18 protein-coding genes and 1 tRNA gene are annotated in these 19,296 nt (G+C 53.4%); 9 read left to right on the forward strand and 10 right to left on the reverse strand.

Translation table 11 applies throughout. From position 1 onward, the window contains the following. Window positions 1–320: 320 nt before the first annotated feature. The gene (locus MHI42_RS13050) at window positions 321–1,661 is read right to left on the reverse strand and encodes an amidase family protein (RefSeq protein WP_342424077.1); all 1,341 of its coding nucleotides are present in this window, start codon (window positions 1,659–1,661) and stop codon (window positions 321–323) included. Between the two features lie 66 nt (window positions 1,662–1,727). Then, the gene (gene ggt / locus MHI42_RS13055; RefSeq protein WP_342424736.1) at window positions 1,728–3,272 is read right to left on the reverse strand and encodes a gamma-glutamyltransferase; all 1,545 of its coding nucleotides are present in this window, start codon (window positions 3,270–3,272) and stop codon (window positions 1,728–1,730) included. 281 nt (window positions 3,273–3,553) lie between these two features. Here ggt and MHI42_RS13060 point away from each other — a divergent pair, with 281 nt between their 5' ends. Further along, a complete protein-coding gene (locus MHI42_RS13060) occupies window positions 3,554–4,132 on the forward strand; it encodes a chromate transporter (RefSeq protein ID WP_039301445.1) in 579 nt (192 codons plus the stop codon). After that, complete coding sequence (locus MHI42_RS13065; RefSeq protein ID WP_342424078.1) at window positions 4,132–4,671, forward strand: chromate transporter; 540 nt, start codon at window positions 4,132–4,134, stop codon at window positions 4,669–4,671. Before MHI42_RS13060 ends, MHI42_RS13065 begins: the two co-directional genes overlap by 1 nt. Window positions 4,672–4,717: 46 nt before the next feature. Here the strand turns inward: MHI42_RS13065 and MHI42_RS13070 are convergent, their stop codons facing one another. Further along, on the reverse strand, window positions 4,718–5,095 hold the full coding sequence (locus tag MHI42_RS13070) for a PH domain-containing protein (protein WP_039301572.1): 378 nt from the start codon (window positions 5,093–5,095) through the stop codon (window positions 4,718–4,720). 427 nt (window positions 5,096–5,522) lie between these two features. Here MHI42_RS13070 and abc-f point away from each other — a divergent pair, with 427 nt between their 5' ends. Both abc-f and MHI42_RS13080 read left to right on the forward strand, forming a co-directional pair. Then, window positions 5,523–7,454, forward strand: a complete 1,932-nt coding sequence (gene abc-f, locus MHI42_RS13075; protein ID WP_342424079.1) for an ABC-F type ribosomal protection protein — start codon at window positions 5,523–5,525, stop codon at window positions 7,452–7,454. A gap of 61 nt (window positions 7,455–7,515) precedes the next feature. Beyond that, window positions 7,516–7,998: an ASCH domain-containing protein gene (locus MHI42_RS13080; RefSeq protein ID WP_342424080.1), complete on the forward strand. Its 483-nt coding sequence runs from the start codon at window positions 7,516–7,518 to the stop codon at window positions 7,996–7,998. 98 nt (window positions 7,999–8,096) lie between these two features. On the opposite strand, the gene MHI42_RS13085 is transcribed toward MHI42_RS13080, so the two are convergent. The 4 genes from MHI42_RS13085 to MHI42_RS13100 form a co-directional block, all read right to left on the reverse strand. Next, complete coding sequence (locus MHI42_RS13085; RefSeq protein WP_156122990.1) at window positions 8,097–8,252, reverse strand: hypothetical protein; 156 nt, start codon at window positions 8,250–8,252, stop codon at window positions 8,097–8,099. 200 nt (window positions 8,253–8,452) lie between these two features. Then, window positions 8,453–9,070 carry an NUDIX hydrolase gene (locus MHI42_RS13090; protein ID WP_342424081.1) on the reverse strand — a complete coding sequence of 206 codons (618 nt, stop codon included), beginning with the start codon at window positions 9,068–9,070 and terminating at the stop codon, window positions 8,453–8,455. 84 nt (window positions 9,071–9,154) lie between these two features. After that, the gene (locus MHI42_RS13095; RefSeq protein WP_342424737.1) at window positions 9,155–10,105 is read right to left on the reverse strand and encodes an RNA methyltransferase; all 951 of its coding nucleotides are present in this window, start codon (window positions 10,103–10,105) and stop codon (window positions 9,155–9,157) included. Between the two features lie 44 nt (window positions 10,106–10,149). Continuing rightward, window positions 10,150–10,629 (reverse strand): helix-turn-helix domain-containing protein, encoded by a 480-nt coding sequence (locus tag MHI42_RS13100; protein ID WP_216626569.1) that lies wholly within the window; start codon window positions 10,627–10,629, stop codon window positions 10,150–10,152. Between the two features lie 114 nt (window positions 10,630–10,743). Between MHI42_RS13100 and MHI42_RS13105 the strand changes: the two genes are divergently transcribed. Both MHI42_RS13105 and MHI42_RS13110 read left to right on the forward strand, forming a co-directional pair. Further along, window positions 10,744–11,424 carry an SDR family NAD(P)-dependent oxidoreductase gene (locus MHI42_RS13105; protein WP_171717400.1) on the forward strand — a complete coding sequence of 227 codons (681 nt, stop codon included), beginning with the start codon at window positions 10,744–10,746 and terminating at the stop codon, window positions 11,422–11,424. Between the two features lie 158 nt (window positions 11,425–11,582). Beyond that, window positions 11,583–12,938, forward strand: a complete 1,356-nt coding sequence (locus tag MHI42_RS13110; RefSeq protein WP_342424082.1) for a dipeptidase — start codon at window positions 11,583–11,585, stop codon at window positions 12,936–12,938. A 196-nt stretch (window positions 12,939–13,134) separates the two neighbouring features. Here MHI42_RS13110 and MHI42_RS13115 read toward each other — a convergent pair. From MHI42_RS13115 to MHI42_RS13125, 3 genes are all read right to left on the reverse strand, one after another. After that, window positions 13,135–13,208 (reverse strand) — tRNA-Gly (locus MHI42_RS13115). Between the two features lie 77 nt (window positions 13,209–13,285). Next, window positions 13,286–15,409, reverse strand: coding sequence for an EAL domain-containing protein (locus MHI42_RS13120; RefSeq protein ID WP_342424083.1), 2,124 nt, complete (start codon window positions 15,407–15,409; stop codon window positions 13,286–13,288). A 189-nt stretch (window positions 15,410–15,598) separates the two neighbouring features. Further along, on the reverse strand, window positions 15,599–16,588 hold the full coding sequence (locus MHI42_RS13125; protein ID WP_216626570.1) for an aldolase catalytic domain-containing protein: 990 nt from the start codon (window positions 16,586–16,588) through the stop codon (window positions 15,599–15,601). A gap of 220 nt (window positions 16,589–16,808) precedes the next feature. Here MHI42_RS13125 and MHI42_RS13130 point away from each other — a divergent pair, with 220 nt between their 5' ends. From MHI42_RS13130 to MHI42_RS13140, 3 genes are read left to right on the forward strand one after another with little or no spacing between them, the layout of a single operon-like run. Continuing rightward, complete coding sequence (locus tag MHI42_RS13130; RefSeq protein WP_042134498.1) at window positions 16,809–17,051, forward strand: FeoA family protein; 243 nt, start codon at window positions 16,809–16,811, stop codon at window positions 17,049–17,051. Continuing rightward, window positions 17,048–19,060: a ferrous iron transport protein B gene (feoB, locus tag MHI42_RS13135; protein ID WP_171717403.1), complete on the forward strand. Its 2,013-nt coding sequence runs from the start codon at window positions 17,048–17,050 to the stop codon at window positions 19,058–19,060. The genes MHI42_RS13130 and feoB overlap by 4 nt, the downstream gene beginning before the upstream one ends. A gap of 43 nt (window positions 19,061–19,103) precedes the next feature. After that, window positions 19,104–19,286 carry a FeoB-associated Cys-rich membrane protein gene (locus tag MHI42_RS13140; RefSeq protein WP_039301473.1) on the forward strand — a complete coding sequence of 61 codons (183 nt, stop codon included), beginning with the start codon at window positions 19,104–19,106 and terminating at the stop codon, window positions 19,284–19,286. The last annotated feature ends 10 nt before the right edge of the window (window positions 19,287–19,296 follow it).

Genomic DNA, 19,296 nt, shown 5'->3' on the forward strand with positions numbered 1-19,296 from the left:
GCAAATCCGCTGAGGGGGATCAACCGGTAGCCGTGAAGCGTTCCGGACTGGAGGGCCCTTATTGGGGCGAATTATAGCCTTCCACAGGTTATGGGGACTCAGATTCCGTTAAGTAACCACTTTCTCCTCATTTTGAGCTCCAAATCAGAGTATAAGGGCTCCTGAGTCCGCAACCGGCAGAATAACAGGTTTTTGGGCAAAATAGGGACTTCTGAGTCCGTTCCATTCTGCGGCTGCCCGTTTGCTCAAGTTTCGTCCACATGGTCAGCACATTCTTCTTATTCCTCTCTTAATCTCTTACTCTCCCAGTACTCAGAGTATCACCGCTCCCATACCTCCTGCACCCATGACAGGAGTTCGAGATCCTGCCCATACCCGCCGATAATGGACAGTCCAAGCGGCAGTCCGCCGGGTCCCGCCACCGGCAGCGTAACCTGCGGCAGCCCGGCCAGTCCGGCAATGCAGCTGAGCATCATGGCGCCGCTGCGGTTCAGCTCCAGCTGCGCGGGATCTCCGCCACGCAGCGGCGCCGGTCCGGGCACGGTCGGTATGACGAGGCAGCCGTCATTCCCGAGCAGCCCCCGCAGCCGCTCCGTGAACTCCCTGCGCAAGGAGCGGGCCCCGCTGTGGTCCGCTCCGGCCAGCCCCGCCGCCCAAGTGAACCGGGCGGCAATATCCGGTCCGAAGACCGGCCGCTCCCGCTCAATCCACGCGCCATGCGTTGCCCATATCTCGGCGCCCTGAAGTTCACGGAACACATCCATCCATGTCTTCAAGCCTTCCGGGGCAATCTCCATTTCGGCAGTCTGCAATGCGGAACCTGTCTGAAGCCTATTCAGTCCCAGCTTCAGATAGCCGCCGCACTCCTGACCGGCTAATGACCAGCATTCCGGCGGGATGAATATCCGGGACAGCCTGTGCGCATTGGTTTGCTTGCCAGTTTGTTTGCCGGTTTGCGTACCGCTTGGCTTAATGTTGTGCGGCTTGGCTTTATCGTTCCTCATACCCTTCCTCATATCGGCTGGCTCACCGTTTTGAGCATCCGTTTGCTTGTCCTTTTGGATCTCACCCGGCTGATCCGTCACGCTCATGGGCTGTCCCAAGAGAACTTCGCCAGCCTTCAGCAGCAGCTCCGCGCTGCCTGCAATCCAGCCTACCGTATCAAACCCCGGGGCCAGCGGGATTACACCCTCTATATCAACCGCTCCATGCGTTGGACGAAAGCCGTATACACCGCAATAGGCAGAAGGGACACGGACAGAGCCTCCGGTATCAGTGCCTAAGGCAAAATCCACACTGCCGGAGGCCACCGCCACCGCGGAGCCGCTAGACGAGCCGCCGGGTATCCGGCCCTCCCCGTGCGGATTCACCGGGGTGCCATAATGATAATTCTCCCCGCCCAGGCTGTACATCAGCTCATCCGTATGGGCCGCCCCGCGCAGCGCAGCTCCGGCTTGCAGCAGCCTGCTCACAGCCGGAGCATGGGCAGCCGCCGGTTCATGGGTGCGCAGCCAGTCCGGGTTCCCGGCGGATGAACGGTGTCCGGCTACCGCGAATACATCTTTAACGGTGAAGCTTAAGCCATGCAGAGCTCCGTGTCCGCTGCCGGGAACCGCAAGCTCCGGAACTCTGAACGCACCGTGATGATTATGTAGAGCCATGCTGTTCCCACCTTTCTTCCCGGACGGACCGGGTGCCTCTGTTTCCTTACAGCTACCGTTAATCCGCTACCAGCCGATGGCTGAACCGTCACAACGCGGGTCCGTACCGCCGCTGCGGTAGCCGTTGCCGTCAATCGAGATGGCGTGGGCATGGCCCATAATCCCATCGTAGCTCCCGACCTCACGGACCAGATGACCTGCCTCCGCCAATTCGGCCTGCACATGTCCGGCTACCCGGTTCTCTATCTTCAGTTCCTGGGTAGGCTCTCCCCAGGTTCTGCCCCAGACGAAGCGGGGTTCATTCACTGCCGTCTGCGGGTCCATACCGTAATGAAGCATCCGGGTCAGCAGCAGCGTCTGTGTCTGCGGCTGACCTTCGCCGCCCTGCGTGCCATACAGATAGGCCGGCTTGCCGTCCCGGCAGGCCATCGCCGGCATCAGCGTATGGAACGTGCGCTTATGCGGCTCCAGCGTATTAATATGGCCGGGATCAAGCGAGAAGAATGAGCCTCTGTTCTGCAGCAGAATCCCCGTATCTCCGGCCACAACCCCGGAGCCAAATTCGAAATACAGGCTCTGGATGAACGAAACCGCGTTGCCTTCCCCGTCCACTACCGCAGCATAGGCCGTATCCCGGCCTACCGGCTCACTGCCGATAGCCAGCGCCTGCTGCGGGGAGATGGATGCCGCCAGCTGCGCTGCATACCCCTTATCCAGCAGCTGATCCAGCGGAATTCTGCTGAAGGCCGGATCGGTCAGCACCCGGTCCCGGTCGCGGAAGCTCAGCTTCAGCGCCTCCGCCAGCAGATGATAATACTCATACGAGCCGTGCCCGATGTCGGCAAAGTTATAACGCTCCAGTATATTGAGTGCCATAAGTGCCGTGAAGCCCTGCGAGTTGGGCGGGACCTGATAGACCTTGTGCCCGTGGTAGTCCGTAGTCAGCGGCTCTTCCCAGTTCCCCCGGTGATCGGCGAAATCATCCCGGGTGAGATATCCGCCCGACGCCTGCATATACTCACTTATCTCTTCCGCGATCTTCCCCTTATAAAAAGCATCCCGGCCTCCGGCGGCCAAGGCCCGCAGCGTCCCGGCCAGCTGCCGCTGCACAAACCTCCCGCCCGCCGCCGGAATCCGGCCGCCGGGAAGATAGATCGCCGCTGCCTCAGGAGACAGCGCGGCTCCGGCCAGAACGCTGCCACCGTGCTGATCCGGTGACAGCGGAAATCCATCGGTGCAGTAGCCGATTGCCGGCTCCAGCACCTCAGCCAGGGTCAGCCGTCCATACTCACGCTGGACGGCTGACCAGCTGTCCGCCATTCCGGGTACCGTAATGGCGCTGCGCACGCCCCGCCGCGGGATGGCCATCTCCCCCGCGTAACAGTCCCTGCGGACGGCGTAGCCGGATCGCCCGCTGCCGTTGTAGGCCCGGACGCGCCCTTCACCGGCGCTGTAGCCCAGCCAGAAGGCGTCGCCGCCGAGCCCGGTCATATGCGGATAGACTACAGCCAGCGCAGCGCTGACTGCAACCGCCGCATCATAGGCGTTGCCGCCTTTGACCAGCATCCGCGCTCCGGCGGCGGATGCCAGATAATGGGGACTGACCACCATCGTTTTCGTGCCGATTACAGGTCCTGTCGTCAAGCTGACCATCTCCCATTCCGGTGTCGTTCAAGTTAGTGTCATTTAACAGTACGCCCGAAACCTTTGTCAATCGGTTCCGGGAAACCGTAAATTCACGCTGTTATTTTTGTGAGCCATGCACAAACTTTACGTCCATTAGAGCCTGTAATATAGAACCGGGCATATGAATTGTATAGAATAAGCTGATCAAGCGGCCAAGCACCATTCCGCGCTGCGGAATCCACTTACGAAATGGGGCCTATCCTCTAATGAAAACCACTGGTAACGAATACATCCAGATTGCTATGGCCATGTCCAGAACAGGCATCCTCGGCTATGGCGGCGGACCGTCCGTCATCCCGCTGATCCGGCATGATGCCGTAACCCGCTATGGCTGGCTGAGCGATGAGGAGTTCGGCGAGACACTTGCCATTGCCAATGCGCTGCCGGGTCCGATCGCCACCAAAATGGCCGCTTACCTCGGCTATAAGCTAAAAGGCGTCCGGGGAGCCATCCTCTCTGTGCTGGCACATATTTTTCCCAGCGGAATTGCGATGATCGCGTTGTTATCCGCCGTAAATTACTTAAGCGGTTCCAAGGTTGTAGCCGGAATGATCGCTGCGGTTTCCCCTGTGATTGCGGTTATGCTGGGAATGATGGCTTATGAGTTTGCCCGGAAGGCTTTTAAGGGCCTTGGCGTAATGATTGGGGCTGGCTTCCTGCTGCTCGCCCTGGTGCTGCTTGAAGTGCTGCATCTGCATCCGGCCATAGTCATCGTGCTATACCTCGGCTATGGAACGGTCCATTACCGGATACTCGCGAAACAGAACAAAGGGGGGACCGCCTAATGGAATGGCTCAAGCTGATCTACGGGTTTTTCATGGCTAATCTGCTCGGCTATGGCGGCGGCCCCTCCTCCATTCCGCTGATGTACGAAGAGATCGTGCCGCATTACGGCTGGCTGACTGATGAAGAATTCCCCAATATGCTGGCGCTCGGCAATGCGCTGCCCGGACCGATTGCCACCAAAATCGCTGCTTATGTAGGCTACGATGTCTACGGCTGGCCCGGACTGGCCGCTGCACTGCTGGCGACGATTGTCCCTTCCGCTGCTGCGCTGATCATCCTGCTGAACGTGATGCAGAAATACAAGCAGTCGCCTGTCGTCAAAGGCATGACGCTGCTTGTCCAGCCGGTTATCGCCATTATGATGGTTGTGCTTACCTTCAAAATGGCCAAAGGCCCGGCAGACTCCATCGGCATCTGGCAGACCCTGATCATTGCCGCAATAGCCTTCTGGGCACTGAAGCACTTAAAACTCCACCCCGCGCTGGTTATTCTCGCTGCTTTTGCCTATGGAGGGCTGGTTCTTCAGTACACGGTCTAGCCGGCCCTCACGTTCCCCTGGCTGATAACCTTCTCCGGGACCACGCTCACTTCAGAATATATTGCGACAGCACCGCCTGCACCTCATAGATATTGACGGACTTGTTGAAGGTTTTCTTCAGCGGCACCGCCGCACCGGACACATAGAGGCACAGCTCCGCATCGAGATCGAAATGCCCTGCCGTTTCCACCGAGTAATGGGTGATGCTCTTGTAGGGAATCGAATGATATTCCGTTTTCTTGCCGGTCACCCCCTGCTTATCTACGAGGATCAGACGTTTGTCCGTAAAAATAAACATATCCCGGATCAGCTTGTAGGCGCGTTCGATCGTTTCCTGCGGGGCCAGAATCTGCGCATATTCCCGCTTCACATCTTCCAGCGGGACCTGGGAAGCATTGCCCAGCAATCCGTTAAAAATCGCCATCATAATCCCCTTTTCCTATAATAGATTGGCAGCAATTCCTCCTCCGCCATAGTCCATACTACTTGCGGATTTATGGATTTATACCAGAGTAAGGGGATTTCCCTCTTGCTTATTCCCGGCTTATTGGTTAAAATGACTTTAAATTTAGAAGAAGGAGGTGTAGGAGAATGGATCACAATCGGACCAATAGTGTTAGCAGCCGGCTGATTAATATTATGGCTGGCATCGTTCATGTAAATGCCCTGGACGGGAGAAGTCTGTCCATTTACACGAACTTAATAACACTACAACATTGTGAAATGCCTTTCTCGCCTACACTTCAACGGATCTCATAAACCGGAGAATACTCAGGCCGCGGGGAAATTTCCCTGCGGCCTTTTTATGTTGTTTTGTAGTAGTCAGGCGTTCCTATAAAAGGAGAATATCTATGATCATCTCATGCCAAAATGTCCAAAAATACCACGGTGCCCAGCTCGTCCTGGAGAACATCACCTTCGATATCCGCCAAGGCGAAAAAATCGGCCTAATCGGCCGCAACGGCTGCGGCAAGACCACCCTCTTCCATCTGCTGAGCGGGGAAGAACGTCCCGATCAGGGACAGATCTCCATCCGCCGGAACAGCGTCATCGGACTGCTCGCGCAGATCCAGGAGGCGAGTGACGATGAAACCGTATATGCGGTTCTGCAGCGCAGCTTCGTGGAGCCCTTGCAGTGGCAGCGCCGCCTGCGGGAGCTGGAGCAGACAATGTCCGCTTCCGGTGCAAGTGACGATGAACAGGCCTGGAACCGGCTGCTTAAGGAATACGGCAACCTGCAGGAGAAATTCGAAGCCGCTGGCGGATATGAAATTGAATCCTCCATCAGCCGTATTGCCACCGGCCTTGGCATTGGAAGCGGCCAATATGACCGCCGGTTCTCTTCCCTCTCCGGCGGGGAGAAAACCAAGGTCGGCCTCGCCGAGCTGCTGCTGCGCCGTCCAGATATTCTGCTGCTCGATGAGCCGACCAACCACCTCGATATGGATGCTATCGAATGGCTGGAGCAGTTCCTGCAGAGCTATGACGGCACTGTGCTGGCCATTTCCCATGACCGCTATTTCCTCGATGCCGTCGTTAAGAAGGTCATTGAGATCGAAGACGGGGAAGCCTTCACCTTCCATACGAATTACAGCGGCTATCAGGTCGAGAAGGAGGCCAGACTCCTGCAGCAGTTCGCCGATTATCAGGAGCAGCAGAAGAAGATTAAGCAGATGCAGGAGAGCATCAAGCGGCTGATTGAATGGGGAAAGCTGAATCCGCAGAACGTTTCGTTCCCCCGCCGTGCAGCTTCCATGCAGAAGGCGCTGGACCGGATGGTCAAGGTCAAACGTCCGGTTCTGGAGCGCAAGTCCATGGATCTGCAGCTGGGGCAGGATGACCGGACCGGCAATCAGGTCGTAATCCTTGACCAGATTAGCAAAGCCTTCGGAGAGCGCAAGCTCTTCTCGGCAGCCAGTGACATTCTCAGATATGGAGAGACTACGGCACTGATCGGCGGCAACGGCGCAGGCAAAAGCACGCTGCTGCGGATTATTCTCGGGCAGGAAGCCCCGGACAGCGGTAGCTGTACACTGGCTTCCAGAGCCGTTGTCGGCTACCTGGCCCAGGAAGCTGTACCGGAGGAGAACGGCCAATCCGTGCTCCGTTATTTCCGCGAGGAAGCAGGGCTTGAAGAAGGAGAGGCCCGCGGGCAGCTGGCCCGGTTTCTCTTCTACGGCAGTGATGTGTTTAAGAACATCACCAATCTCTCCGGCGGAGAATGGACACGGCTGCGCTTCGCGGTGCTGATGCACCGCCGTCCGAATCTGCTCATTCTGGATGAGCCGACCAACCATCTCGATATCGATTCCCGCGAAGCGCTGGAAGAGGCGCTGGAGGAGTTCCCCGGGACCGTGCTGGCTGTATCGCATGACCGTTATTTCATTAACCGCTGCTTCGGAAAGCTATGGAATATTAATAGCGGACAATTCTCATCCTTCTCCGGGAATTATGAATATTACAAGGAGAAGCAGGCTGAGAAAGCCGCGGCGGCCGAACGGCAAGCTGCAGCAGGGAGTACGGCTGCTGCCGTCATTAAGCCCCGCCCAGCCGGTGGTGCCGCATCCGCCGCTCCTTCCCGCAAGCCCCGTCCAGCGGCCTCCTGGGAGCAGGACATTGCTGCTGTTGAGGCTCAGCTAAGTGTTATCGACGGCGAGATGCTGAACCCGCGGTTTGCCAGCGATTCCGGGAAGCTGGCTGAGCTTATGACGGCACGGAATGCCGCGCAGCAGAAGCTGGATGACTTGTACAGCAGCTGGTTAAGCGAAGCGGATAACTCTTAGATCATTTATGTTAATTCATTTACGTTTATTCTTTAGACTGATTTCTAATCCCATAATAGAGGTGAGCAAGGTGACATTAACCCCGGCGATAGCACAATACTGGGAGTCTTATCTGCAAGACCATCCTGAGGCAGCGGAGAATTTCGACAGCGCCTGGGCTTTTGGCGACAACCCCCGGCTGGCCGATGAACTGCTTGAGCTGGTCCTGGCTGGAATCAAGACCGGAACGGCACAAAATTATGAGTTAAATGAAGCACGCGGTACGCCTCTGCCCTTTGTGGGCGGACTATCCGTGCTGCTGGACAGTACGGGGCAGCCGAGCGGAATCATCGAGACTACGAAGGTTGAGATTGTTCCGTTTGCGGATGTAACGGCTGAGTTCGCGTATTCTGAAGGGGAGGATGACCGCAGCCTCGAATCGTGGCGCTATAACCATGAAGTGTTCTTCACCAGAGAGCTTGAGGGTGAAGGTAAGCCATTCGACCCGGGTATGCGGGTCATCTGCGAGACCTTTCGACTGGTGCATATCAATAAAGAACTGTAAATCCTAGCACTTAAAAAGGCTGCTTCTTCGTAACCGAAGAGGCAGCCTTCATTGTATAGTTGCAAGTTAGTATAAGGTTAGAGCTTCAGCGATGAATCTTAAAATTTCCAGATGCCCGTAATCCAGCCGATAACCGAGATCCATAATGGAATACTGATTAGGACGCCCCATACCAGGCCGGTGGCAATATTACCTTCTGCAGGACGTGTTACACCTTCCTGCGTCAGCGGAAGTCTTAACTCTTCTTGTTCCATGCGATCCCCTCCTAAAATTGTTATCGACACAGCAGAGGAAAAAATGTAGACCGCCTGGCCCAAAAAGTTGTGTTTCTGATAAATTTTTAGATATAAAGGCTCAGCGGTTGATTAATGCAAAGGCTTACATAAATAATATTAACCAATTTTTGTCTACTTTAAAACTTATATACTCCTGGTCATCTATTATATGCAGTACTTTAGTCCAATATTACTGCCTTTTCAGGATTATGTAAATATTGGAACAGTGTGTGCAGCTGCTCCGCCGTATTGCGCTCCTCCGACAGTTCAGGCAAGGCATCCTCGGCAAAAAAGCCTACCCCGCTTGTCTCCACACCCGCTTCTGCTGACCCGCCGGTAATCCGGCACAGGATGAACATTTTGTAGACATGATAAGGCTCCGGGGGATGCTGGTGAAACTTCTTGTCCAGCACAGCGAGCAGACGCAAGGCTTCCGCCTGATAACCGGATTCCTCGGCTATCTCTTTAACAACTACCTCACTCGGAGACAAGCCGATGTCCGCCCAGCCCCCGGGCAATGCCCATTTCCCGTCCAGCTTCTCGTGTACCAGCAGAATCCGGTTATCCTGAAAAATCACTCCGCGGATATCCACTTTCGGTGTGCTGTATCCGCCCTCTCCCGCGAAGGAGAGCCGGATACGTTCCTTGCTCTCATACGTATAGTTAGCCAGAATATCTACGCTCAGCTCCCGCAGCGCCTGGTAACGTTCGATATCATATACATCCTTGGCATAAGTCAGACCAGTCTGGGCAATCCCCTGTATTTCTTTGGCCCAGGTTAACCATTTCTGTTCCATAAGTACACCGCCTTTAATCAGATATGGGATAGAACATACTTTTACAGAACTCCAGCAGCTCTATTCATTATATTAATATTAGCGCTACTCACACAGCATCAGATGACGGGAGAACGCACCCTTCTTCGCTATACAGCGGTCGATGATCGTGAAGCCGGCGGAGTGAATCATCTCATCCATCGCTTCAATCGCCACAATTACAACCCGGTCAGCAATCCGGCGGGTATTCGTGAGAATGGCGAACTGCTCCTCGGGAGTTATCCGCGAATACAGATTATAAGGCATATCCACAATAGCGACGTCGTAATGCTCCGTAATGTCGGCAATATCCCCAAGCGTGACTTCACTCTCGAAGCCGAAATGGGCGATATTCGTCCGCGCTCCGGCAGCAATAAGCGGGTTAATATCACGTCCTACAATATCAATCCCCATAGACAGTGCCTCAACCATTACTGTACCAATCCCGCAGCAGGGATCTATCATCTTCACTCCGGCTATGCGGGGAACCGCCATATTGACCGCCGCCCGTGCCACCCGCGTGCTGAGTGCTATGGAGTAGCTGCGCGGCTTTTTCATCTGCCGGAACCAGGTTGCCTTATTCTTATGATAAGCGCCGAAGTACCAGCGTCCGCCCAGCGTTACAATTCCATACACCAGCTCCGGATGATTCACATCCGCCTCGCCTTCAATCCGCAGCCCGATTTCCCGTTCAATCACTCTGCGCTCATCGTATTCAATTTTATGCTCAGGTGCCAGATCATTCGTCTTCACAAAAATAACCTTAAAGGTCTTCCCCTCCAGCTCCACCTGCTCCGTCTGCCGGTAGATTTCCGGGAGCGTGTCCCCTTCATACATCACATCAATCCGCTCTTTGATAAAAGGGCTGCGGCTGACGTCCACCCGGGTCCCGCTTGAGAATATAGCCGGCGGGATCTCCCGTCCAAACAGGCAGCGCAGCTCCATGCCGCATAGGGATGTCTCGTCCTCAGAATGGGCGTACGTATAGATATAAGACCTGTTTCCGCCCTGGGGCATTTGTGCTTCATATTCAAGACTTGCTGGTACATTCGCTGACACTGTTATTCCGCTCCTATCGCTTCCGCCGCTGGCGGCGCTTCTGTTTCTGATTCTATACTCAACTTTTCCGGGCTATCCGCCGGCTCCGCAGCTCCATGCCCGCTATCGTAGCTGATCCTTGCCTTGGCGATTTCGCCACGGTTTCCATTCACCCATTCTACCAGTAAAGTCAGCGGGCCAAGAAGAGATTCACCCAGCGCTGTAAGACCGTACTCTACAGTCAAAGGGACAGTAGGTGTGGCTTTGCGCCAGACCAGCCCATCACGTTCCAGATGGCGGAGTGTCTGGGTCAGCATACGCTGCGAGATGCCGCTGGAACGGCGCTGCAGTTCCTTGAAACGCAAAGACTGCACACCAAGGTTCACAATAATCAGCATACTCCATTTATCGCCGACACGGTCCAGGATCTGCCGGGTAACCGTGCAATCCTCCAGCATAGTAAGCTGCTGTACCTGTAGCCGTTCATTCGATTGATTGTTCAAGGCAGTTACCTCCATGTAACCTAAGCAGCTAATAGTGCCTTCTTGCCGCTTAAGCTAACTAAGTCTATCATGGTTACTGTTAGTAATCAACAACCTGAAAGGAACTGATGAATCATGAAAACTATCGCTATCGTAGGCGCAGGACCGGGCCTGGGATTATCTATCGCCAAGAAGTTTGGTGCACATGGCTTCCGTGCCGCTTTGATCGCCCGCAACGCGGACAAATTAAATAATTTAGTAGAGGAACTCGCAGCACTGGGCATTGAAGCCGCTGCCTTTCCGGCGGATCTCTACAATAAAGAGCAGCTGACCGCTGCCTTCCAGGACATCAAAGACAACTACGGCTTCATTGATGTCCTGGAGTTCAGTCCAACCAGCGGCAGCTATCCGCCGACTCCGGCAACGCAGGTTACGGAACAAATTGCCCTTGACGCGTTCCAGTCACAAGTCATCGGCGCGATCCGCAGTGTGGAGCAGGTGCTGCCTGAGATGCTGGAGAAGAAAACCGGCGCTATTTTATTCACAACCGGGCTGTCCTCCCTGTACCCGATTCCGATGATGGGCAATATGGGTATAGCTCTCAGCGGGCTGCGCAACTATGCGATGAACCTGCACTCGGATCTGGCGCCGCAAGGTATTTATGTGGCCCATCTGGCTATCGGCGCATTTATCAGGCCGGGAACTGCGGCCGATCCGGATCTGATTGCCGATGCATGGTACAATCTGTACGCTGCCGGAACCGAGGCCGAGGATACCTTCCCCCAAGGCGTTACACCGGCCACCATCCTCTGGTAAGCGGTTTGAACAAACCTTTTTGATCCCTAATGATATCTCCAGTATAATGGATGCATTACACTGCCGAACCTAAGCCCGTCCGGACCTGTTATCTTGCCCTGGCATGATACGGGTCTTGGCGGCATTATGCAGCGATTCCAAGGAGGTACATAATTACTATGTCTTACGAAACTTATTTTCAGACTGAGCGTGAGGCTCAGCTAACCGAACTCAAGCAATGGCTGGCAATTCCCAGCATCTCGGCTATCTCTACCCACAAGGAAGATGTGAACGCCGCCGCAGGCTGGCTGGTAGAGACCCTGAAGCGTGCCGGACTGGACAATATTGAGCTGCACCCCACTGCAGGCCATCCTGTTATATATGCAGACTATCTTCATGCCCCGGGCAAGCCGACGATTCTGGTGTACGGACATTACGATGTGCAGCCGGTTGATCCGCTGAATCTGTGGACTACCCCTCCGTTTGAACCGGAGATCCGTGACGGCAAGCTGTACGCGCGCGGAGCCACTGATGACAAAGGCCAGGTGTTTATGCACATCAAAGCCATCGAAGCCATTCTCAAGCAGGAAGGCACACTTCCTGTCAACATCAAGCTGTGCATCGAAGGCGAAGAAGAGATCGGCAGCGTGAACCTGCCTCCATTCCTGGAAGCCAACCAGAACAAGCTTGCGGCAGATGCCGTACTTGTCTCGGACACCTCCCTGCTGGAACGCGGACGCCCTGCGATCTGCACCGGACTGCGCGGACTGTGCTCACTTGAAGTCACTGTGAACACCGCACTGACAGATCTTCACTCCGGCTCTTACGGCGGTGGCGTTCCCAATGCGCTGCATGCCCTGGTGTCGCTGCTCAGCTCGCTTCATGATGACAAGGGCCGCGTGTCCGTTGAAGGCTTCTATGAAGGCGTGCCTACGCTCTCTCCGCTGCTGCGTGAGGAATTCGCCAAGCAGGGCGTAGATGAAGACAAAATCAGAGCAGGCCTTGGCCTGGAGCAATTATACGGCGAAGAAGGCTATAGCTTCGTAGAACGGGTTGGCGCACGTCCGACGCTTGAATTGAACGGCGTATACGGCGGCTTCCAGGGCGAAGGCAGCAAGACTGTTATTCCAAAGGAAGCCCATGCTAAGATTACCTGCCGCCTTGTCGGCGACCAGGACCCTCAGCATATTCTGGATGCTGTAGAAGCGCATCTGCAGGCTAATATCCAGAGCGGCGCGAAAGTGCATGTGAAGCAGATGGAGAAAGCCCGCGCCTTCAACATCGATCCTTCTCATCCAATTCTGCAGACTGCTGCAGATGCTTACGGCAAAGTGTACGGTACCCGTGCCCTCTTCACCAAAGACGGCGGCTCGATCCCGATCATGGAGAGCTTCTCCCGCATTCTGAAGGCTCCGGTGGTTCTGATGGGGTTTGGCCTCGATGACGAGAACCTGCATGCTCCGGATGAACATTTCAATCTGGAGAATTTCGATAAAGGCCTGCTGACGATTGTAGAGTTCCTGAAGACTGTATAATCCGGCACAGCATTTCCCAAGCTGATCCACAATAGCTGCAACAGCAAAGCCAGGCTCCCGGAGAATCGGGAGCCTGGCTTTTTGCGGATCATAATACTTAATACGTATGACTGCCCTATAGTCCTATTCTCGCCGGTTGTATAACGAAAATAAGCAACAAAAAAACCCTTGCGGACAAGGATTTGGAATTAAAATATGGAGCGGGTGATGGGAATCGAACCCACGCTATCAGCTTGGAAGGCTGAAGTTCTACCATTGAACTACACCCGCAACTCAAATTGAGTACAAGAAACATTGTAGCATTACTACGAATAAATTGCAACCCTAGCAGGATCTCCAAGATCACATTACGATGGCATTTCCAGCAGCGGCTTCAGAAAAGACAGTTCGAACTCCTCTGCCTTGACCGGCTTGCTGAACAGAAACCCCTGGGCTTCATGGCAATGCTGCTGGCGCAGGAATTGCAGCTGTTCCTTGTTCTCAACGCCTTCCGCAGTTACCTTAAGCTTCAGGTGGTGAGCCATGGACGTTATCGTGGAGACAATCGCCGCATTGTTGCTGTCCTCCATCACTTCCGAGACAAAGGAGCGGTCAATCTTGAGCCGGTCAATCGGCATGTTCTTGAGATAATGCAATGAGCTGTAGCCTGTGCCGAAGTCATCAATACTGATGCATACGCCAAGTCTCTTCAGGCGGTTCAACTGGTCAAAGGCAGTCTCCTTATCCAGTGTCATGCTCTCTGTAATCTCCAGATCAACATAGCTGGGATCGAGACCGATCTCCTGCAGAATTGCCCCAATCTTACCAGCCAGATTCGGCTGCAGGAACTGACGCATCGATAGATTAATAGAGACACAAATGGGCCGATAACCGGCATTTTGCCATGTTTTATTCTGCTGGCAGGCCGTTCTGAGCACCCATTCCCCGATTGGAACAATCAGCCCGCTCTCTTCTGCGATTGGAATGAAATCAACTGGAGAGACGAGTCCGCGTTTGGGATGATTCCAGCGCAGCAGCGCCTCCATGCCGACAATCTCTTCAGTCTCAAGCAGTACCTGAGGCTGATAGACAAGATAGAATTCATTACGCTCCAGGGCTCTGCGCAGATCATTCTCCAGCTTGAGGCGTTCCTTCGCCTTCATCTGCATAGCCGGAATATAGCGGCGGATATCCACCCCTTGCTCCTTGGCATTGTGCACAGCAGTATCCGCGTTCTGGATTAGCTGCTCTGCCGAATCACCGTCTCCGGGGAAGATGCTCATCCCCAGACTAAGCGAGATGTGGTATTCTCCGGACTCGAGGCTTACCGGTGTCTCGAACAGCCGCAGCAGCTCATTCGCCCGGACCAGACAGTTCTCAAGACCGGTCCGCTCTGTCATCAGAAAAGCAAACTCATCCGCTCCCATACTATAGAGCTCCTCATTCACTCTAACCTGACTCCCGATCCGCTGGGCGACCAGCTGCAGCAGCAAATCTCCTGCATAATGTCCGAGAGAGTCATTAATATTCTTGAAATGATTGATGTTCATGATGACCAGGCCCGAGAATCCGCGGCTTTTGTCCTTCTCACTCTGAATCACAATCTCTTCCATACGCTGCATCAGGCGGCGTCTGTTCGGAAGACCTGTAAGATCATCGTGGAAGGCCAGATAATTAATCCGCGCCTCTGCCTGCTGGTTCTCCTCAAAGGGCTCCTCAATCGTCAATCTGTAGACACCAGTCAGCAGAAGATAATAAGCAACTCCGCTGCTGAGCATCCCGAACAGATAATCCATATCTCCGACACTGAACAGATTCATGAAGAAGACCTGGCCCAGTGCAAAGAATACAAGGGAGCGGATAATAATCAACAACGAAGCCGACTTCTCAATTTTGCCCGGATATACAATAATTCCTACTCCAAGCAGATAAACGAACAGTACGGCCATATTCACCAGATCTCTTACGGTCTCCACCCACGGATAACCCGCCAGTCCAGGGATAATCAGGTTGCCGGCGCCAAACGCTGCCACAGATAGCAGAATTAACATGAATGAATTCCGGAATACCTTGTGCTTGCTGTCAACCGACACCGGCTGATCTGCCCTGCAGAAGATAAGTACGATCCCCAGTGCACTGGCAAGCCGCGAGAAGGTCAGCAGCCATAGGGACTGTCCGGAACTAATATAAGAGGCAACTCCGGGAATGCCTACAAAACTGAGAACATGCAGGAAATCAAAGATGCTTACACCCAAAAACAGCGCGGATGTATAAAGTCTTGCTTTGGATAATTTATTGGAGAATAACAACCTGCCCTGGGCAAAAATCGCAAAGCCGAAAGCCACAGTGCAGCAGCCCGAAATAAGATAGAATGCCAGCAGTAAATCTTTATCCTCTATATGGCCCAGCGGTGTACGAAAAATCTGGATCAGAAGGAACAGCGCAGCCCCTATAACCGCCGCATGAATGGTCTTTCTCTCTTCTTGTCTCATAAGTCCCTCGCGTCTAAAAATGATATCTATAATAACTAGTCGATGTGTATTATGTCCTATGTATAAATATCGGTTGAATACTCCCGTAAAGTTACATCGTTCATCCTACAATATTATAAAGAAGCCATCTCTGGCAGAAAAAAAGCACCTTCCTCTAAATAGAGGTCAGTGCTTTCTTCTTCCGGACGTTTATTTATCCCCGAAATTAACCTCAGGTGTAGTCAGCTTGTCATAGAAGTCAACCGCCTTGTCTTTATCGGCTGAAGAACGCAGCGCCATCGCCGAGCGCGGATGCTCGTCCAGAGTTCCCGTGATCATGTATGGGATGATATATCCCCACTCTTCCTTCTCGCGCAACGGAATCATCAGGTTCTCAACGATATCCAGAACAGGACGGAGGGTGTATCTGGTGTTCTTCAAATGGGTAACCAGCAGCTCTGTAGGACAATTGCCGGCAGCACGGCCCATGCCGTAGCAGGAAGCGTCCAGCAGTTCGACACCTTTTTCCGCTGCAATCAGTGTATTGGAGAAGGCCAGCTGCAGATTGTTATGCGTATGTACACCCAGGCGTTTATCCGGCAAATGTGTTCTGAACTTCTCTACCAGGTAATGGATGTCATTGTGATCCAGACTGCCGTAGGAATCTACGATATATACAACATCAACAACGCTTTCGCGGATCTGTTCGAACGCTTCCAGCAGTTCATTCTCCATGACATTGGATAGAGCCATAATATTAATTGTAGTCTCATACCCCAGATCGTGGAAGGTCTGCACCAGCTCAAGCGCCTTGTCCACATCTTTGCTGTAGCAGGCTACACGAATCAGATCCAGCATACTCTCACTGCGGGGCAGGATATCATTCACGTCTACACGGCCGATATCGACCAGTGCCGACAGCTTGGTGTGGCCTTTTTGCGGGATAACCTTGCGCAGGAAATCATCATTCAGAAAACGCCATGGACCGGCACCCTCCGACCCTTTCAGCAGCTTCGGTGAGTTTTTATATCCGATTTCCATATAATCAACACCGGCTTCATTCAAACCAGCGTATAATTTCTGAACAAATTCAATACTGAAATCCCAGTTATTCACCAATCCCCCGTCACGGATGGTACAATCGACAATTTTGCTCTGATTAGTCTTCACAATCTGTTCTCCCTTCGGGCTTAGCTTCATATTATATCCTCATAATAAACAAGGCCTCAAACTTACTATGCTTACATTATCGTTCAATCATACTTTAATGAAGAATAAATTGTAAAGAAAATTTCAGTAATTTCCATATAGATTTCAGGAGATCAAAACAATGATATTAGTCACGGCAAAGTTTCTAACAAAATGCTACAGTACAAGAAATAATTGAGATTGATTATCAATCTCTCTCGGAGGGATTACAATGGCTTCTGCATCCTGCTCCTTGCTGCGTTTACAACCGGGCACTACCGGCTCTATTTATAGAATTGAAGGCATGAACCCCATCTTGCGCCGCCGTCTTGCCGATCTGGGAGTATCCGAAGGTGTAATGATCCGCCTGAAGGGTAAAGGTCCTTTTATGGGCCCCATTACGCTGGAATGCAACGGTCAATTATTCGCTATCCGCCGGAAGGAAGCTTCGATGATTGAGGTGAAAGTTTCATGAGCTCCATCGCCCTTGTAGGGAACCCAAACACCGGAAAGACCTCGCTTTTCAATACACTCACATCTTCGTATGAATATGTCGGGAACTGGGCAGGCGTTACTGTTGAGAAGAAGGTCGGCAGCCTGAAGAACGGAGCCGGCAAGCTGATCGACTTACCCGGAATCTATTCACTTCATCCGCTCTCCCGCGATGAGGGCGTAGCCGCCCAATATCTGATCGAAGAATCACCCGAAGCACTCATCAATATTGTCGATGCATCACAATTGGAACGAAATCTGCTGCTTACCCTGCAGCTGCTCGAATACGGCAAGCCGATTGTACTCGGATTGAACATGATCGATGTTGCCAATGCCCGCGGAATTCAGGTCAACCCTGAAGTACTGCAGGCACAGCTTGGGATAACCGTGTTACCGCTGATTGCCAGAACAGGCAAAGGCAGCAGCCAGGTGCTCAGCGTTCTGGAGAAGCCGGCTAATATTCCGCCTGTGAGCTTCCATCTGAATTATGGTGAACTCGTTGAAGCGACGATAGCTTCTATTTCAAATCAACTGCAGCAGATCTCCGGGCTGCCTAACCTGCGCTGGGTTTCCCTGCAGCTGATGGAGCAGAATCCGGTAGTACTGGAGCTGCTCAAGAAACGTATGGATACTTCCGAGCTGATGCTCCTCTGCGATGCCTGTCAGACCCAGTTGCAAAAGCAGAAGCTGGCGCTTACCCTTCCGCAGTGGATCCGCTCCATCCGCATGGACTACATCCGCAGTGTATGCGCGGCAGCCATCGATGCGACGAAGCAGAAGCCGCATAATCTGACGGAGCGGCTGGATTCTATCCTGACTCACCGTTTTCTGGGATTGCCTCTGTTTATCGTCTTTATGTACGCTATGTTCAAAACGACCTTTGACTGGGTAGGCGGACCTTTATCGGATCTTCTGGACGGCTTCATTGGGGGTCCTCTCAGTGACGGAGCCAACTCATTGCTGCAGGCGATCGGTGCATCTGGCTTTACTCATGCTTTGATTGTCGATGGTATTATCGGCGGTGTCGGCGGCGTGCTTGTCTTCGTTCCACAGATTTTCATTCTGTTCCTGATGATCTCCTTCCTGGAGGATTCCGGTTACATGGCACGCGTCTGCCTGCTGATGGACAGCACGATGGAACGGATGGGCCTGAACGGTAAAGCCTTCATCCCTTTCATTATCGGCTTCGGCTGTAACGTGCCGGCGATTATGGCTGCGCGCAGTATCGAACAGCCCAAGGACCGGATGCTGACAACGCTGCTGATGCCGCTGATGTCCTGTTCAGCCCGGCTGCCGGTGTACTTGCTGTTTGCAGCGGTCTTCTTCCCGGCCCGGCAAGCAACGGCGGTGCTGGCGATGTATGTGATGGGAGTAGTCTTCGCCCTGATTCTCTGTAAATTATTCTCCAAACATCTGTTCAAGAATGAATCCTCCATCTTCATCATCGAGCTGCCGCCTTACCGGATGCCGCAGTTCAAGACACTGGGCCGCAGCACCTGGGAGAAGGGCAAAGGCTTCCTGCGTAAAGCAGGAACCATCATTCTTGCCGGTTCGGTCATTATCTGGCTGATGTCATACGCGGGTCCTGCCGGATTCAATGTAGAGATGGACAACTCGTTCCTGGCCAAATTCGGCGGGCTGATCGCACCGCTGCTGCAGCCACTCGGCTTCGGCACCTGGCAGGCCGGTTCCACACTGGTTCCCGGCTTCCTCGCCAAAGAGGTTGTGGTCTCCACCATGAATATCATCTACCATGCGCCGGATAGCGCAGGGCTGGAAGGACAAATTGCTTCAGTCTTCACACCGCTTAGTTCGATCAGCTTCATGGCCTTCATCCTGCTCTATATTCCTTGCCTGGCTACGGTCGGAGTAATCAAGAAAGAGACGGCATCCTGGAAATGGACTTTCTTCTCCATGGGATATTCACTGGTACTGGCGTATGCCGTGTCACTGGTTATTTTCCAGGGCGGCCGGCTGTTGGGATGGTCGTAGAGGCAGCAAGTCCAAGATTTACTGAGAGGAAGCGAGAGCAGCAATGATAGTCAATATTCTGATTGTAGCGCTTATCTTCGGGTACTCCGGCTGGATGCTGTACCGTCATGTTCAAAAGGGCAAAGAAGGCGCCTGTGCCGGCTGTGACAAAAGCAAAACCTGTTCGGCCGCATCGCTGGATTCACCTTTGTCCTGCTGCGGAACTACAGCCGATCCCAAACACTAGATCCGTCTGC

Origin of the sequence: Paenibacillus sp. FSL E2-0178 (assembly GCF_038593005.1) — a bacterium.
In the GTDB taxonomy this organism is placed as follows: domain Bacteria; phylum Bacillota; class Bacilli; order Paenibacillales; family Paenibacillaceae; genus Paenibacillus_AQ; species Paenibacillus_AQ phytohabitans.